We start from the raw sequence: 14,146 nt of genomic DNA, 5'->3' as shown, positions 1-14,146 counted from the left end.
TCAGTCGACCCGGAGCCGGTAGCCGCGCTTCACGACTGTCTGCACCACGCGCGGCGCGTGGAGGCCGGCCCGGAGGCGGGCCACCGCCATCTCCACCGCGTGCTCGTCCGCGCCCCGGGGCAGCGTCCGCAGCAACGCCGTGCGGGACAGCACTCGGCCGGGCGACTGGGCGAGCGCCCGCAACACCGCCATCGGGGCGGGGGCGAGCGGCCGCAACTCGCCGTCGATCACGGCGGCGTGCCCGCGCAACGTGAGCAGGTGCCCGGCGGCCTTGAACGTCACGGTCCGGCGGGGCAACTCGTCGACGATGGTCCGCACCAGCGCGCCCAGCCGGGCCCGGGCCGGCGCGCTCACCGGCACCCCGTACCGCAGCAGCGGCTCGGCGGTCACCGCGCCGACGCAACTGGCCAGGACGTCACCGCGGAACGCGGACAGCACCGCGTCGGTACGGTCCCCGGCCGCGCGCAGCAGGGCCTCCACCGCGGGCGCCGAGGTGAAGGTCACCGCGTCCACCAACCGGCCGGTGATCAGGTCGATCAACCGGTGCAGCGGTGTCGGGTCGGTCGGCGGCGCCCACCGGTAGACCGGCACCTCGATCACCGTGGCGCCGGCCGCCTCCAGCGCGAGCGTGCACTCGGGCTGTCGCTCACCGTGCAACTGCATGGCGATCACCTGCCCGGCCACGCCGCGCCGGCGCAGGTGGTCGACGACCTCGTCGCAGCTCTCCGAGGCCGGCGACCACTGGTCGTGCAGCCCGGCCGCCCGAATCGCGCCGCGTGCCTTCGGGCCGCGGGCCACCACGTACGAGCTGGCCAGCACCGAGCGCAGCGGCTCGGCCAGCCCCCAGCCCTCGGCCGCCTCCAGCCACCCGCGCATGCCGATGCCGGTGTTGGCCATCAGGATGTCCGGCGGCTGGCTGAGGCAGGCGCGGGTCGCCTCCCGCAGCTCGGTGTCGTCGGACAGCGGCACGATCCGCAACGCCGGGGCGAGCACCACCCGGGCGCCCCGCCGTTCGAGCAGCGCCGCCAACTCGTCGCGCCGCCGGTCGGCGGTCACCCCGATGGTGAAGCCCGCCAGTTCTTCGCGCATCAACCCTCCTGTCGCAGCCGCACCTCGACCAGCCCGTTACGGCAGCGCGCGTCGTGCCGGCCCACGGTCACCCCCGGCAGGTCGAGGCACTGCCCGCTGCGCAGGTCGTACACCTGCTTGTGCAGCGGTGAGGCGACCGTCGGCACCCCGCCACGGCTGCCCACGATGCCCCGCGACAGCACGTACGCCCCGGAGACCGGATCGCGGTTGTCGATCGCGAACAGCTCGTCCCCGGTCCGGAAGAGGGCCACCTGCACGCCGTCGACAAGTGCGGCGACGCCCCGGTCCGGTTCCAACCGGTCGAGGAGACAGACGGTGGTCCAGGTCAGCGTGATGGTCTGGGTCATCGCCGTACCTCCGGTAGGCCGAGGGTGACCGGTTGCCGACGGCGACCGTTCGTCGGCTCGGATCCGGTCGGGGGGTTATCGCGTACGGGTACCGGCTGGCCGCGTTCCAGTGCGAAGGTGATCGACGGGTCGGGCACGTCCGGAGCGTTGACGAACGAGGTGTAGCGGCGCAGCCGGTCCGGGTCGTTCAGGACGTCGCGCCACTCGTCGGAGTACGACGACACGTGCCGGGCCATGGCCGCGTCGAGGTCGGCGCAGAGGCCCAGCGCGTCGTCCACGATCACCGAGCGGAGGTGGTCGAGGCCGCCTTCCATCGCCTCGATCCAGCCGGCGGTGCGTTGCAGCCGGTCGGCGGTGCGGATGTAGTAGATCAGGAACCTGTCGATGAGCGTGATCAGCGCTTCCGTGGACAGGTCGGTGGCGAACAGGTCGGCGTGCCGGGGCCGGAAGCCGCCGTTGCCGCCGACGTAGAGATTCCAGCCGGTCTCGGTGGCGATGATGCCGAAGTCCTTGCTGCGGGCCTCGGCGCACTCGCGGGCACAACCGGAGACCGCCGACTTGAGCTTGTGGGGTGCGCGTAGGCCCCGGTAACGCAGCTCCAGCGCCACAGCCAGCCCCACCGAGTCCTGCACCCCGTACCGGCACCAGGTCTCGCCCACGCACGACTTCACGGTCCGCAGCGCCTTGCCGTACGCGTGGCCGGACTCGAAGCCGGCGTCCACCAGCCGCTGCCAGATCTGCGGCAACTGCTCCACCCGCGCCCCGAACAGGTCGATGCGCTGCCCACCGGTGATCTTCGTGTAGAGCCGGAAGTCCCGGGCGACCTCGCCGATCACGATCAGCTTCTCCGGGGTGATCTCACCGCCCGGAATCCGGGGCACCACGGAGTAGCTGCCGTCGCGTTGCAGGTTGGCCAGGAAGTGGTCGTTGGTGTCCTGCAGGGACGCCTGCTCACCGTCGAGCACGTGCCCGCTGCCCAGCGACGCGAGGATCGACGCCACCACCGGCTTGCAGATGTCGCAGCCGCGCCCCCGCCCGTGCTCGGCGATGAGCTGGGAGAAGGTGCGGATGCCGCGTACGCGGACGATCTCGAACAGCTCCCGCCGGCTGACGTCGAAGTGCTCGCAGAGCGCGCGGGACTGCACCACCCCGGCCGCGTCCAGGAGCTGCTTGAGCATCGGCACGCAGGAGCCGCAACTGGTGCCGGCCCTGGTGCACGCCTTCAACGCCGGCACGTCCGCGCAGCCGTCGGCGATGGCGGCGTCCACGTCGCCACGGGTCACCGCGTTGCAGGAGCAGACCTGGGCGGTGGCGGGCAACGCGCCGGCGTCCGCGCCGCCGCCCTCCGGGGCGAGCAGCGCCAGTGGCGCGGCCGGCAGCGGACCGCCGACGCTGGCCCGCAGCGTCGGGTACGCGCTGGCATCGCCGACCAGCACCCCGCCGAGCAGGGTGTGCGCGTCGTCGGAGAGGACCAGCTTCGCGTAGACCCGGGTGGCCGGGTCGGTGAACGTGACGTCCAGGCAACCCGGGGTCGTGCCGTGGGCGTCACCGAACGAGGCCACGTCGACACCGAGCAGCTTGAGCTTGGTGGCGGTGTCCGCGCCCGGGAAGGTCGCCGCGCCACCGACCAGCCGGTCGGCCACCACCTCGGCCGTCGCGTACCCGGGCGCGACCAGACCGTGGCAGGTGCCGTCGACCGCCGCGCACTCACCCACCGCCCAGATCCGCTCGTCGACGCTGCGGCACGTCTCGTCGACGAGCACCCCGCCGCGCGGACCGATCGGGAGCCCGGCCGTGCGGGCCAGCTCGTCGCGCGGTCGGATGCCGGCGGCCACCACCACCAACTCGGCGTCGACAGCGCTGCCGTCGGAGAGTTCCAGGGCGGCGACCGCGCCGTCCGGGCCGGACCGGATCGCCGTGGTGGCCACCCCGAGATGGGTTCGGACACCCAGGTCGTCGACGTAGCGGCGGAGCATCGCACCGCCCGCCTGGTCCACCTGCACGGGCATCAGCCGGGGCGCGAACTCGACCACGTCGGTGCTCAGGCCGAGCAGCCGCAGGGCGTTCGCCGCCTCCAGGCCGAGCAGACCACCGCCGATCACCGCGCCGACCCGCCGGCCCTGCGCGTACGCCCGGATCGCCGCCAGGTCGTCGAGGGTCCGGTAGACGAACACCCCGGGCAGCTCGGCGCCGGGCACCGGCGGCACGAAGGGGTACGACCCGGTGGCCAGCACCAGCGCGTCGTAGTGGTACTCGCCCACGGCGGTGGTCACCACCTGCCGTTCCCGGTCGAGGGCGGTGACCGGCTCACCGAGGCGCAACCGCACCCCCTCGTGCGGGGTGTGCACGTTGAGCTCGTCCTCGCTCACCCCGTCGAAGTACGCCGAGAGCCGCACCCGGTCGTACGCCGGACGCCCCTCCTCGGCCAACACGGTCACCCGCCAGTGCCCGTGCGGGTCGCGGGCGCGCAGCGCGTCGACGAAACGCTGCCCGACCATGCCGTTGCCGATGACGACCAGTTCGCCGCCGTTCATCGCGTCACCTCCACCGATTCCGCTTGGCTCAGCCAGTCGACGATGCCGCCCACCGCGTCGCGGCAACCGCCGCAGCCGGTGCCGGCCCGGGTCGCGGCCACCACCGCGTCGACAGTTCGGGCCCCGGAGCGCCAACTGCGCACCAGCGCGCCCTTGCTCACCGAGTTGCACTGACAGACCGTGACCCCGTCCGGCATCAGTGCCGGTGACGAGGCCGGTGCCGCGGCAGCCGTGCCGAGCGCCCGGCCCAGCAGCAGCGCCCGCCGGTCGGTCGGCACCGGGTGGCCGCGGTCGAAGAGTTGGATCACCGTGCCGACGGCCGGGTTGTCGCCGAGCAGGATCGCGCCGACCAGCCGCTCGTCGCGGATCCGCAACCGGGCGTACGTGCCCCGGCTCGGGTCGGTGAAGGTCAGCTCCTCGCCCGGCCCGCCGCCCACCGGGTCGCCCATCGAGGCCAGGTCGATCCCGGCGGCCTTGAGCCGGGTCACCACCGGCCGGGGCCGGTACCGGGCCAGCGGGTCAGTCCCGGTCAGCACGTCGGCGAGCACCCGGGCCTGGGCCCAGGCGGGTGCGACGAGCCCGGTGAGCACGCCGTCGTGCTCGGCGCAGTCGCCGATCGCCGAGATGGACCGGTCGCTGGTGCGGAGCCGGTCGTCCACCAGGACGCCACGCCCGACGTCCAGCCCGGCCGCCCGCGCGAGGGCGGTGTCCGGGCGCACGCCGCAGGAGAGCACCAGCAGGTCGGCGTGCAGCGTCTGGCCGTCGGCCAGGTCGAGGCGTACGCCCGTGGCGTCCGTGGCCACGCCGATCGCCGGCACCGCCAGTTGGCTGGTGACGCCGAGGCCGGCGAGCGTGCCGGCGAGCACCGCACCCGCCGCCGGGTCGAGCTGTCGTTCCATCAGGTGCCCACGCGGGTGCACCACGGTCGTGGTCAACCCTCGGTTGGCCAGCCCACGGGCGGCCTCCAACCCGAGCAGGCCACCACCGAGCACGAGGGCGCTACGCGCGCCGTCCGCGGCGGCGAGGATCCGCCGACAGTCGTCGAGGGTGCGGAAGGGGACCACCCGCTCCGGCAGGTCGGCCGGGTCGAGGCCGGGCAGTGGCGGCACCACCGCCCGAGCGCCGGTGGCCAGCACCAGGTGGTCGTAGGCGATCCGTTCGCCGTCGGCGGTGCGGACCTCCCGGGCGGACCTGTCGAGCGCTGTCACCGTCACGCCGGTGCGCAGGTCGATGCCGTGCCCGGCGGCCTCGGTCAGCTCCACGTCCGGCTCGTCGACCCGGCCGGCCAACAGGGTGGAGAGCATGATCCGGTTGTACGCCCGGTGCGGTTCCGCCCCGAGCACGGTGACCTTCCGGTCGCCTTCGCGGGCGTGCAGCTCGCCGGCGAGGCGGGCACCCGCCATCCCGTTGCCGATGATGACCACCCGGGCGGTCATGCCTTCTCCACCCGGACCGCGCAGATCTTGAATTCGGGCATCCCGGAGATCGGGTCCACGGCGTCGTTCGTCACCGAGTTGGCCCGCCCGGCCCCGGCGTAGTGGAACGGAGCGAACACCGTGTCCGGTCGGATCCCGGCGCTGAGTCGGGCGGGGGCGCACAACTCACCTCGGCGCGAGGTGACCCGCACCGGGTCTCCGTCGTCGACGCCGAGCCGGGCGGCCAGGTCGGGGTGCAGCTCGACGAATGCCTCACCGGCGGCGCGGCGCAGCGCGGCCACCCGGCGGGTCTGAGTGCCGGACTGGTACTGCGCGAGCACCCGGCCGGTGGTGAAGTGCAGCGGGTACGCGGCGCTGACCTCCTCGGCGGCCGGTCGGTGGTCGACGGGGTGGAACCGGGCTCGGCCGTCCGGGGTGGCGAACCGGTCGGCGAAGAGCCGTGGGGTGTCCGGCCCGTCCTCGGTCGGGCAGGGCCAGTAGACGCCGTCGTCGGCGTCGATCCGGGCCCAGCTGATGCCCGCGTAGTCGGCGGCCCCACCGGCCGAGGCGCGGCGTAGCTCGGCGAACACGGCGGCCGGGTCGGCGGGGAACCGCGCCGCCGCGACGGCACCCGGTAGCGCGATGCCCGGCTCGACGCCCGCGCCGGTGCCGGTCGCGTCGGTCCCGCCCGTGCCGGTGCCGGTTCGCCCGGTGCCGGTCGCGTCGGTCCCGCCCGTGCCGGTGCCGGTCGCCTCGGTGGTGGTCGTGTCGCCCGCGCCGGCGGCGGTCGCCTCGGCGGTCGCCAGCCGGGCCGCGAGGGCCGAGATGATGGCCAGGTCGGTCCGGACGTCCGCCGGGGGTGGGCGGAGCGCGCGCCGACGCAGCACCCGACCCTCCAGGTTGGTCATGGTGCCGTCCTCCTCGGCCCACTGCGCCGTGGGCAGCACCACGTCCGCCAGCGCGGCCGTCTCGGAGAGCAGGAGGTCGGCGACGACAAGCAGGTCGAGGTCGCGCAGCCGGCTCTCGATCCGCGCCGCCCGGGGAGCGGAGATCACCGGGTTCGAGCCGAACACCAGCAACGCGCGGGGGCCGTCAGGTGTGCCGAGCGAGTCGAGTAGCTGGTAGGCCGGCACACCCGGGCCGGGCAGCTCGTCCGCCGGCACCCCCCAGACGCCGGCCACGTGCTCGCGGGCCACCGGGTCGTCGATCCGCCGGTAGCCGGGGAGTTGGTCGGCCTTCTGCCCGTGCTCCCGCCCGCCCTGGCCGTTGCCCTGGCCGGTGAGGCAGCCGTACCCCGAACCGTCGCGGCCGGGCAGACCGAGGGCGAGAGCGAGATTGACGTACGCGCTGACCGTGTCCACGCCCTTGGCGTGCTGCTCGGCGCCACGAGCGGTAAGGATGATCACCCGACCACCGGTGCCCAGCGCGCGGGCGGTCGCCTCCAGGTCGGCCACCGGCACGCCGGAGAGCTGCTCGGCGCGGGCCGGCCACCAGGCGGCGACGCCGCGGCGGACCGCCTCGAACCCGGAGGTGCGGTCGGCCACGTACGCCCGGTCGACCCAACCCTCGATGAGCGCGATGTGCAGCAGTGCGTTGGCCACCGCGAGGTCGGTGCCGGGCAGTGGTTGCAGGTGCAGGTCGGCCTGGCGGGCGGTGGCGGTGACCCGGGGGTCCACGACGATCAGCTGGCCCCCGTTGCTCCGCTGCTCGGTGAGCCAGCGCACCAGCGGCGGCATGGTCTCCGCCGGGTTCGCTCCGACCAGCAGCAACGTGTCGGCCCGGCCCAGGTCGCTGAGCGGGAACGGCAGCCCTCGGTCGATGCCGAAGGCGCGCATCCCGGCGGCTGCCGCCGAGGACATGCAGAACCGTCCGTTGTAGTCGATGTGGCGGGTGCGGAGCCCGATGCGGGCGAACTTCCCCAGCGCGTACGCCTTCTCGTTTGTCAGCCCGCCGCCACCGAAGACGGCGACCGCGTCCCGGCCGGCGTCGTCCTGGACGGCGCGGATGCCGTCGACGATCCGATCGAGGGCGACGTCCCAGCTCGCCGGGCGCAGCGCACCGGTGGCGCTGTCCCGCACCAGGGGAGTGGTCAGCCGCTCCGGGTGGTCGAGCAGCTCGGCGGCTGTCCAACCCTTCTGGCAGAGCCCGCCCCGGTTGGTGGGGAACTGGCGGGGGTGGACCGACACCCCGGTGTCGTCCTCGCGTAGCACCATGCCGCACTGAAGAGCGCAGTACGGGCAGTGCGTCGCCACCTGCCGGAGCGTGCGCCCCGGTCGAGTCGCCGACCATGCACCGTCTGTCATGTCGGCAAAGCGTGCCGCCGGGCAGTTTCCAGTCCGGGTCCCTTCTGTTTCGGTCCTGTCAAGTGGGGCTCACACCGCAGCCGGGCATCGGGACGGCCGGCCACCGTGAGCGGTGGCCCGTGCAGATCTTGGACTGTTTCCGTTCGGGAGCTGGGCAGGTCACGCGTGGCGTGTCTATAATATGGGAAAACTGTCTCAAAGTTTGGGAGTGGCGGATGAGCGTGACGGACGTCTTCGACGCGGTGGCCGGCAGCTACGACGAGGCCCGCCGACGGCTGATCCCCTGCTTCGACGCCTTCTACGGCACGGCGGTCGAGGTGGCCGCGCCTCCACTGCGCGCCGCGCTGGCGGCCGGTCGTACCCCCGAGGTGTTGGATCTCGGCGCCGGCACCGGCCTGCTCTCGCTGCTGCTCGCGGCGGCGGTGCCCGGAGTTCGGCTGACCCTCGTCGACGGGGCGCCGGCGATGCTCGCCCGCGCCACCGAGCAGTTGCGCGACCGGGACGTGCCGCACCGGCCGGTGCTGGCCGATCTGTCCGACGAGCTGCCGCCGGGCCGGTACGACGCGGTGGTCAGCGCGCTTGCCATCCACCACCTGGACGACCCCGGCAAGCGGGCGCTCTACCGGCGGGCCGCCGCAGTGCTGGCACCCGGCGGGGTGTTCGTCAACGCCGAGCAGGTCGCCGGGCCGACCCCGGAGCTGGAGCGGCGCTACGACGAGGTGTGGATGCGGCGGATCGCCGAGTTGGGCGCGTCCACCGAGGAGATCGCCGGCTCCCGGGGCCGGATGCGTCACGACCTGCCGGCGACAGTGGCCGACCAGTGCGGGTGGCTCGCCGAGGCCGGCCTGGTCGACGTCGACTGTTACTTCAAGGAGTGGCGCTTCGCGGTGTTCGGTGGCCGGGCCCGGTGACGGTCGCCGGAATGGGCGTTTCGACGCCGGTACGCGAGTCGGTCGGCGCGGGGATGACTGGTGGTCATACCGCTGGGTAGTCTCAGCGGCATGACTGCCAAGGTGACTCTGTCGTTTACCGACGAGACGATCGAGGAGGCGCGGCGGTTCGCCAAGCGCGAGGGGCTGTCGCTCTCCGCGTGGATGGACCAGGCCGCCCGCGAGAAGGCGCTGCGCGAGGTCTTCACCGCGCACGCCGCCGCCGTGGGCCGCGCCGGCCTGGACCTGGAGTCCGCGGCTCTCGCCGACGCCCGCGAGGTGGGCATGGTCAACGACCTGCTCTCCGGCGGACGACCGCGTGCTGCGTAGGGGAGAGGTCTGGCGCATCGAGGGCGCCCGGGAACGCCTCGGTCTCGTGATCAGCTCGGACGTCTACAACTCCACTGACGTGCCCATCGTGATCGTGGTCGAGGTGGTCGAGGAGTCACTGCTGCGCGACTCGCCGCTCGCCGTCTCGATGGGCCGGTACGTGGTGATGCCCGACCGCATCTCCTCGCCGATGAAGAAGTGGTTCACCGACTGCGTGGACGTCGCCGACATCGACACCATGCTCCGGGTCGGCCGCGCGCTGCGCATCCTCCAACAGCTCTGAGCACGCGCCGGACGGCACGTGCTCACCATCGCCACCGGCCCGTCGTGCGGTAGGCGTATCCGGGCCGACCCAGGACGGGCACTGCCAGGTAATCAGGCGTTCCTAGCGTTTCTCCTCGTCACATCGACGAGAAGGAGCCGCCGTGAGCACGCTCACCAGCACCGCAGTCACCGCCGCGCCGCCGGCCGCCACCGCGCGTGGGCGCCGGCTCGACGACTGGCGTCCCGAGGACCCCGAGTTCTGGGAGGCGACGGGCGCGCCGATCGCCAGGCGCAACCTCTGGGTCTCGATCTTCGCCGAGCACGTCGGCTTCTCGGTGTGGAGCCTCTGGTCGGTGACCGTGCTCTTCCTCGGCCCCGCGTACGGCATCGACCCGGCCGGGAAGTTCCTGCTCACCGCCGTGCCGGCGGCGCTGGGGGCGGTGTTGCGGCTGCCGTACACGCTGGCGGTGGCCCGCTTCGGGGGGCGGCGCTGGACGACCATCAGCGCCCTGCTGCTGCTGGTGCCCACGGTGCCGATGACCGTGCTGCTGGAGCCCGGGGTGTCCTACTCCACACTCATGGTGCTCGCCTGTCTCACCGGTGTCGGTGGCGGCAACTTCGCCTCCTCGATGGCCAACATCAACCTGTTCTACCCGTCTCGGCTCAAGGGACGGGCCCTCGGGCTCAACGCCGGCGGCGGCAATCTCGGCGTACCCGCGGTGCAGTTGGTCGGGCTGGCGGTCCTCGCCACCGCCGGCGCCGCGTACCCCCGGTTGGTCCCGGCGGTCTACCTGCCGCTGATCGTGCTGGCCGCGCTGGCCGCGGCCCGGTGGTTGGACACCGTGCCCGGGGCGCGCAACGAGCCGGGCGCGCTGCGCGAGGCGGCCCGCGACCCGCACACCTGGGTCATGTCGCTGCTCTACATCGGCACCTTCGGGTCGTTCATCGGCTTCGGGTTCGCCTTCGGGCAGGTGCTCCAGCTCCAGTTCGCCGAGCGGTTCCCCACCCCTGTCGACGCCGCCTGGTTGACCTTCCTCGGCCCGCTCGTCGGTTCGCTGATCCGGCCGCTGGGCGGGCACCTCGCCGACCGGCTGGGCGGCTCCCGGGTGACCTTCTGGAACTTCGTCGCGATGGCGGCCGGCGCGGGCATCGTGCTGTACGCGGCCCGGGAGCGCTCGTTCGGGCTCTACCTGGCCGGGTTCATCGCCCTCTTCGTGTTCTCCGGCATCGGCAACGGCTCCACGTACAAGATGATCCCGGCGATCTTCCGGGCCCGGGCGGCGGACGCGGTGGCCGCCGGGCGCCGCGATCCGGAGGCCGCCGCCCGCTGGGCACGGCGGATGACCGGCGCGTTGATCGGGATCGCCGGTGCGATCGGCGCCTCCGGTGGGGTGCTCGTCAACGTCGCGTTCCGGCAGTCGTTCCTCGGCTCCGGCAATGCCGACGCCGCCTACCTGGCCTTCATCGGCTGGTACGCGCTCTGCTTCGTGGTCACCTGGGTCGTCTACCGTCGTCCGGGCGTCGATCGGCTCGCCGGCGTGTGAGCTGAGCCACCCTCGGCGGGTCGCGGCGCGGAACGGCACCCCCGTTTTGACCTGCGGACACCGCGCCGGGTATCGTTGCCTGCTGTTGTACGACATCCAGAGGCGTGCCCTATCAGGTACGCTTGGTCGTTCGTGCGCGCTGGTCCGGCCTGCAAGATCTGGTCACCTCGGCGCGCGACCCCAGACCGACGACGAGACAAGGTAGACCTGTGCGTACGTACAGCCCGAAGCCGGGTGAGATCGAGCGTCAGTGGCACGTCATCGACGCCTCTGATGTCGTGCTGGGCCGCCTGGCCACCCACGCCGCCACGTTGCTGCGTGGTAAGCACAAGCCGACTTTCGCGCCGCACGTCGACACGGGCGACTTCGTCGTCATCGTGAACGCGGGCAAGGTTGCGTTGACCGGCAACAAGCGCCAGACCAAGGTTGCTTACCGCCACTCCGGTTACCCGGGTGGTCTGAAGCAGATCGGCTACGACGAGCTGCTGACCAAGCGCCCCGAGCGGGCCATCGAGCTGGCTGTGAAGGGGATGCTCCCGCACAACAAGCTCGGCCGTCAGCTGATCAAGAAGCTGAAGGTGTACGCCGGTGCCGAGCACCCGCACCTCGCGCAGCAGCCGGTGCCGTTCGAGATCAAGCAGATCGCGCAGTGAGCGCGGGCGAAGGAAGCAGCATGACCGACATCACCACCGAGACCGAGGTCGCCCCGGAAGCTCCCGAGGCCACCGAGGCGCCGGCGCCCGTCGCCCGCGCGCCTCGTGGTGACCGGCCGATCCAGACCGTGGGCCGCCGCAAGGAGGCCATCGTCCGGGTCCGTATCGTCCCGGGCACCGGCAAGATCACCTGCAACGGCCAGGACCTCGAGGCGTACTTCCCGAGCAAGGTGCACCAGCAGCTCATCAAGGACCCGCTGGTCACCGCCGAGAAGACCGAGCAGTTCGACGTCATCGCCAACCTGCGTGGCGGCGGCACCACCGGCCAGGCCGGTGCGCTCCGGCTGGGCATCGCCCGGGCGCTGATCATCAACGAGCCCGACGACCGCCCGGCCCTCAAGAAGGCCGGCTTCCTGACCCGGGACGCCCGGGTCAAGGAGAGCAAGAAGTACGGCCTCAAGAAGGCCCGTAAGGCTCCCCAGTACTCGAAGCGCTGATCTTTTCCAGCGCGTTGTACTTCTGACGGACGGCCGGTTCGCCTCTCCCCGACTCGGGAGAGGCGACCGGCCGTTCCGCTTTCTGCACTTCGGCAACGCACCACGGAGGTTGGCGGGTATGGGTCGGTTGTTCGGCACGGACGGCGTACGCGGGCGGGCAAACGCGGATCTCACCCCGGAGTTGGCGCTGGCGCTCGCGGTGGCCGCCGCGCACACGCTCGCCGAGACGGACCGCAGCCACCCGCCGCTGGCCGTCGTCGGCCGGGACACCCGGGCCAGTGGCGAGATGCTGGAGGCCGCGGTGGTCGCCGGCCTGACCAGCGCCGGCGCCAACGTGGTGCGGGTCGGCGTCCTGCCCACCCCCGCGGTGGCGTTCCTCACCGCCGAGGCCAAGGCCGACCTCGGCGTGGTGCTCTCCGCGTCGCACAACCCGATGCCCGACAACGGCATCAAGCTCTTCGCCGCCGGCGGGCACAAGTTGCCCGACGAGATCGAGATGCGGATCGAGGCCGCCGTGGAGGCCAACGCCACCACCGCCTGGGACCGGCCGACAGGTGCCGGCATCGGCCGGGTCCACGACCTGCTCGACGGCGCCGACCACTACGTCCAGCACCTGGTCGGAGCCGTGCCGCACCGGCTGGACGGGATCAAGGTCGTCGTCGACTGCGCCAACGGCGCCGCCGCCGAGGTCGCCCCGGTCGCCTACCGGGAAGCCGGCGCGGAGGTCGTCGCGATCCACGCCGAGCCGAACGGCCTGAACATCAACGACGAGTGCGGCTCCAACCACATCGAGGCGCTGCGCGAGGCGGTCGTCGAGCACGGCGCCCACCTGGGCATCGCCCACGACGGCGACGCCGACCGGATCGTGGCGGTCAGCGCCGACGGCGAGGAGGTCGACGGCGACCAGGTGATGGCGATCCTCGCGCTGGCCATGCGGGACGCCGGCACGCTCACCCAGGACACCCTGGTCGCGACCGTGATGAGCAACCTCGGCCTGCGGCTGGCCATGTCCGCGCAGGGCATCCGGCTGATCGAGACAAAGGTCGGCGACCGGTACGTCCTGGAGGCCCTGCGCGCGTCCGGGCTGGCGCTCGGCGGTGAGCAGAGCGGTCACATCGTCATGCCCGCGCACGCCACCACCGGCGACGGGGTGCTCACCGGCCTGCACCTGATGGCCCGGATGGCCGCCACCGGCCAGTCCCTCGCCGAGTTGGCCTCGGTGGTCACCAAACTGCCCCAGGTGCTGATCAACGTGCCGGTCGGCGACCGGACCGTCGGCGCCGCCGCACCGGCCGTCCGTGCCGAGGTCGAGCGGGCCGAGGCGGAGCTGGGCGAGACCGGGCGGGTGCTGCTGCGCCCGTCGGGGACCGAGCCGCTGGTCCGGGTGATGGTCGAGGCCGCCACCGAGCAGACCGCCCGCGAGGTCGCCGAGCGCATCGCCGAACTGGTCCGCACCGCCAGCCCCGTCGCCTGAGACCGCCCCTGGGCGGCTTCACAACCGCAGTTGGGCCGCTCGCTCGTACGTGTCGGCGGGGTCCTCGCCGTCGGTGAGGTCGAGGTCCTCGACCACCCGGCCGTCGGCGAGCCGGACCAGCCGGTCGCAGCGGGCGGCGATGGCCTGTTCGTGGGTGGCCAGCAGGATGGTCATGCCGTGCCGGTCCCGAAGGTCGAGCAGCAGGTCCAGGATCTGCCCGCCGGTGGTGGAGTCGAGGTTGCCGGTGGGCTCGTCGGCCAGCAGCAGGCCCGGTGCGCCCATCAGCGCGCGGGCGATGGCGACCCGCTGCTGCTGGCCACCGGAGAGCTGCGCCGGCAGGGCCCGCTCCCGCCCGGCCAGGCCGACCGCGTCGAGTAACTCCCGGGCTCGGGACGCGTGGTCGGCCCGGCCCCGGCGGGGGAGGACCGGCGCGATCACGTTGTCCAGCACGGTGAGCGCGGGCAACAGGTGATAACGCTGGAACACGAACCCGACGCCCTGCCGGAAGCGGGCCAGCGCGGCACGGCGCAGGCCACTGACGACCACGCCGTCGACGGTGACGGTCCCCTCGTCGGGCTGCTCGATCGCCCCGATCAGGTGCAGCAGCGTCGACTTCCCCGACCCGCTCGGCCCGGTAAGCGCCACCACCGAACCGGCCGGGATGGTCAGGGACACCTCGTCGACCGCCGTCAACCGGTCCGCGCCGGTGCCGAATCGTCGTACCAGGTGGTCGACCGAGACCGCGCTGCTGATCTGCTCGCTCATGA

At 72.9% G+C, this 14,146-nt stretch carries 13 protein-coding genes; 7 read left to right on the top strand and 6 right to left on the bottom strand.

The window, feature by feature from the left end; translation table 11 throughout:
• Genes ACPXBU_RS18885 through ACPXBU_RS18865 form a run of 5 tightly spaced genes read right to left on the bottom strand, consistent with a single transcriptional unit; the run spans position 1 to position 7,688 of the window.
• Positions 1 to 1,089 carry a uroporphyrinogen-III synthase gene (locus ACPXBU_RS18885; protein ID WP_425758999.1) on the bottom strand — a complete coding sequence of 363 codons (1,089 nt, stop codon included), beginning with the start codon at positions 1,087 to 1,089 and terminating at the stop codon, positions 1 to 3.
• Positions 1,089 to 1,436: a nitrite reductase small subunit NirD gene (gene nirD / locus ACPXBU_RS18880; protein ID WP_393370331.1), complete on the bottom strand. Its 348-nt coding sequence runs from the start codon at positions 1,434 to 1,436 to the stop codon at positions 1,089 to 1,091. The genes ACPXBU_RS18885 and nirD overlap by 1 nt, the downstream gene beginning before the upstream one ends.
• Positions 1,433 to 3,970 carry a nitrite reductase large subunit NirB gene (gene nirB / locus ACPXBU_RS18875; RefSeq protein WP_425758998.1) on the bottom strand — a complete coding sequence of 846 codons (2,538 nt, stop codon included), beginning with the start codon at positions 3,968 to 3,970 and terminating at the stop codon, positions 1,433 to 1,435. The genes nirD and nirB overlap by 4 nt, the downstream gene beginning before the upstream one ends.
• On the bottom strand, positions 3,967 to 5,406 hold the full coding sequence (locus ACPXBU_RS18870; protein WP_425758997.1) for an FAD-dependent oxidoreductase: 1,440 nt from the start codon (positions 5,404 to 5,406) through the stop codon (positions 3,967 to 3,969). Before ACPXBU_RS18870 ends, nirB begins: the two co-directional genes overlap by 4 nt.
• Positions 5,403 to 7,688 (bottom strand): molybdopterin oxidoreductase family protein, encoded by a 2,286-nt coding sequence (locus tag ACPXBU_RS18865; protein WP_425758996.1) that lies wholly within the window; start codon positions 7,686 to 7,688, stop codon positions 5,403 to 5,405. The genes ACPXBU_RS18870 and ACPXBU_RS18865 overlap by 4 nt, the downstream gene beginning before the upstream one ends.
• Before the next feature lie 215 nt (positions 7,689 to 7,903).
• On the opposite strand from ACPXBU_RS18865, the gene ACPXBU_RS18860 reads away from it, so the two are divergent.
• The 7 genes from ACPXBU_RS18860 (at position 7,904) to glmM (ending at position 13,379) form a co-directional block, all read left to right on the top strand.
• A complete protein-coding gene (locus tag ACPXBU_RS18860; RefSeq protein ID WP_425758995.1) occupies positions 7,904 to 8,599 on the top strand; it encodes a class I SAM-dependent methyltransferase in 696 nt (231 codons plus the stop codon).
• 90 nt (positions 8,600 to 8,689) lie between these two features.
• Positions 8,690 to 8,947 (top strand): DUF6364 family protein, encoded by a 258-nt coding sequence (locus ACPXBU_RS18855; RefSeq protein ID WP_088950199.1) that lies wholly within the window; start codon positions 8,690 to 8,692, stop codon positions 8,945 to 8,947.
• Positions 8,937 to 9,230 carry a type II toxin-antitoxin system PemK/MazF family toxin gene (locus ACPXBU_RS18850; protein WP_425758994.1) on the top strand — a complete coding sequence of 98 codons (294 nt, stop codon included), beginning with the start codon at positions 8,937 to 8,939 and terminating at the stop codon, positions 9,228 to 9,230. The genes ACPXBU_RS18855 and ACPXBU_RS18850 overlap by 11 nt, the downstream gene beginning before the upstream one ends.
• Before the next feature lie 142 nt (positions 9,231 to 9,372).
• Positions 9,373 to 10,755 (top strand): nitrate/nitrite transporter, encoded by a 1,383-nt coding sequence (locus ACPXBU_RS18845; RefSeq protein WP_393370345.1) that lies wholly within the window; start codon positions 9,373 to 9,375, stop codon positions 10,753 to 10,755.
• 209 nt (positions 10,756 to 10,964) lie between these two features.
• Entirely contained in the window at positions 10,965 to 11,408 is a 444-nt protein-coding gene (gene rplM, locus ACPXBU_RS18840; protein ID WP_053653864.1) for a 50S ribosomal protein L13, read from the top strand.
• Positions 11,409 to 11,428: 20 nt separating this feature from the next.
• Positions 11,429 to 11,905 (top strand): 30S ribosomal protein S9, encoded by a 477-nt coding sequence (gene rpsI / locus ACPXBU_RS18835; RefSeq protein ID WP_393370348.1) that lies wholly within the window; start codon positions 11,429 to 11,431, stop codon positions 11,903 to 11,905.
• Between the two features lie 118 nt (positions 11,906 to 12,023).
• Positions 12,024 to 13,379, top strand: coding sequence for a phosphoglucosamine mutase (glmM, locus tag ACPXBU_RS18830; RefSeq protein ID WP_393370351.1), 1,356 nt, complete (start codon positions 12,024 to 12,026; stop codon positions 13,377 to 13,379).
• Between the two features lie 18 nt (positions 13,380 to 13,397).
• Here glmM and ACPXBU_RS18825 read toward each other — a convergent pair whose 3' ends face one another.
• The gene (locus ACPXBU_RS18825; protein WP_393370353.1) at positions 13,398 to 14,144 is read right to left on the bottom strand and encodes an ABC transporter ATP-binding protein; all 747 of its coding nucleotides are present in this window, start codon (positions 14,142 to 14,144) and stop codon (positions 13,398 to 13,400) included.
• Positions 14,145 to 14,146 lie beyond the last annotated feature (2 nt).

The organism is Micromonospora sp. DT231 (assembly GCF_049847025.1).
Classification (GTDB): domain Bacteria; phylum Actinomycetota; class Actinomycetes; order Mycobacteriales; family Micromonosporaceae; genus Micromonospora.
Note: the sequence above shows the minus strand (reverse complement) of the source record. Positions and strands in the feature narration are given on the sequence as shown.

Excerpts from the sequence above, each read along its gene's own strand:
- ACPXBU_RS18855 (WP_088950199.1), top strand. The coding sequence starts at position 8,690 with ATGACTGCCAAGGTGACTCTGTCGTTTACCGACGAGACGATCGAGGAG.
- ACPXBU_RS18870 (WP_425758997.1), bottom strand. The coding sequence starts at position 5,406 with ATGACCGCCCGGGTGGTCATCATCGGCAACGGGATGGCGGGTGCCCGC.
- nirD (WP_393370331.1), bottom strand. The coding sequence starts at position 1,436 with ATGACCCAGACCATCACGCTGACCTGGACCACCGTCTGTCTCCTCGAC.
- glmM (WP_393370351.1), top strand. The coding sequence starts at position 12,024 with ATGGGTCGGTTGTTCGGCACGGACGGCGTACGCGGGCGGGCAAACGCG.
- ACPXBU_RS18825 (WP_393370353.1), bottom strand. The coding sequence starts at position 14,144 with ATGAGCGAGCAGATCAGCAGCGCGGTCTCGGTCGACCACCTGGTACGA.
- ACPXBU_RS18865 (WP_425758996.1), bottom strand. The coding sequence starts at position 7,688 with ATGACAGACGGTGCATGGTCGGCGACTCGACCGGGGCGCACGCTCCGG.
- nirB (WP_425758998.1), bottom strand. The coding sequence starts at position 3,970 with ATGAACGGCGGCGAACTGGTCGTCATCGGCAACGGCATGGTCGGGCAG.
- ACPXBU_RS18860 (WP_425758995.1), top strand. The coding sequence starts at position 7,904 with ATGAGCGTGACGGACGTCTTCGACGCGGTGGCCGGCAGCTACGACGAG.
- ACPXBU_RS18885 (WP_425758999.1), bottom strand. The coding sequence starts at position 1,089 with ATGCGCGAAGAACTGGCGGGCTTCACCATCGGGGTGACCGCCGACCGG.
- rpsI (WP_393370348.1), top strand. The coding sequence starts at position 11,429 with ATGACCGACATCACCACCGAGACCGAGGTCGCCCCGGAAGCTCCCGAG.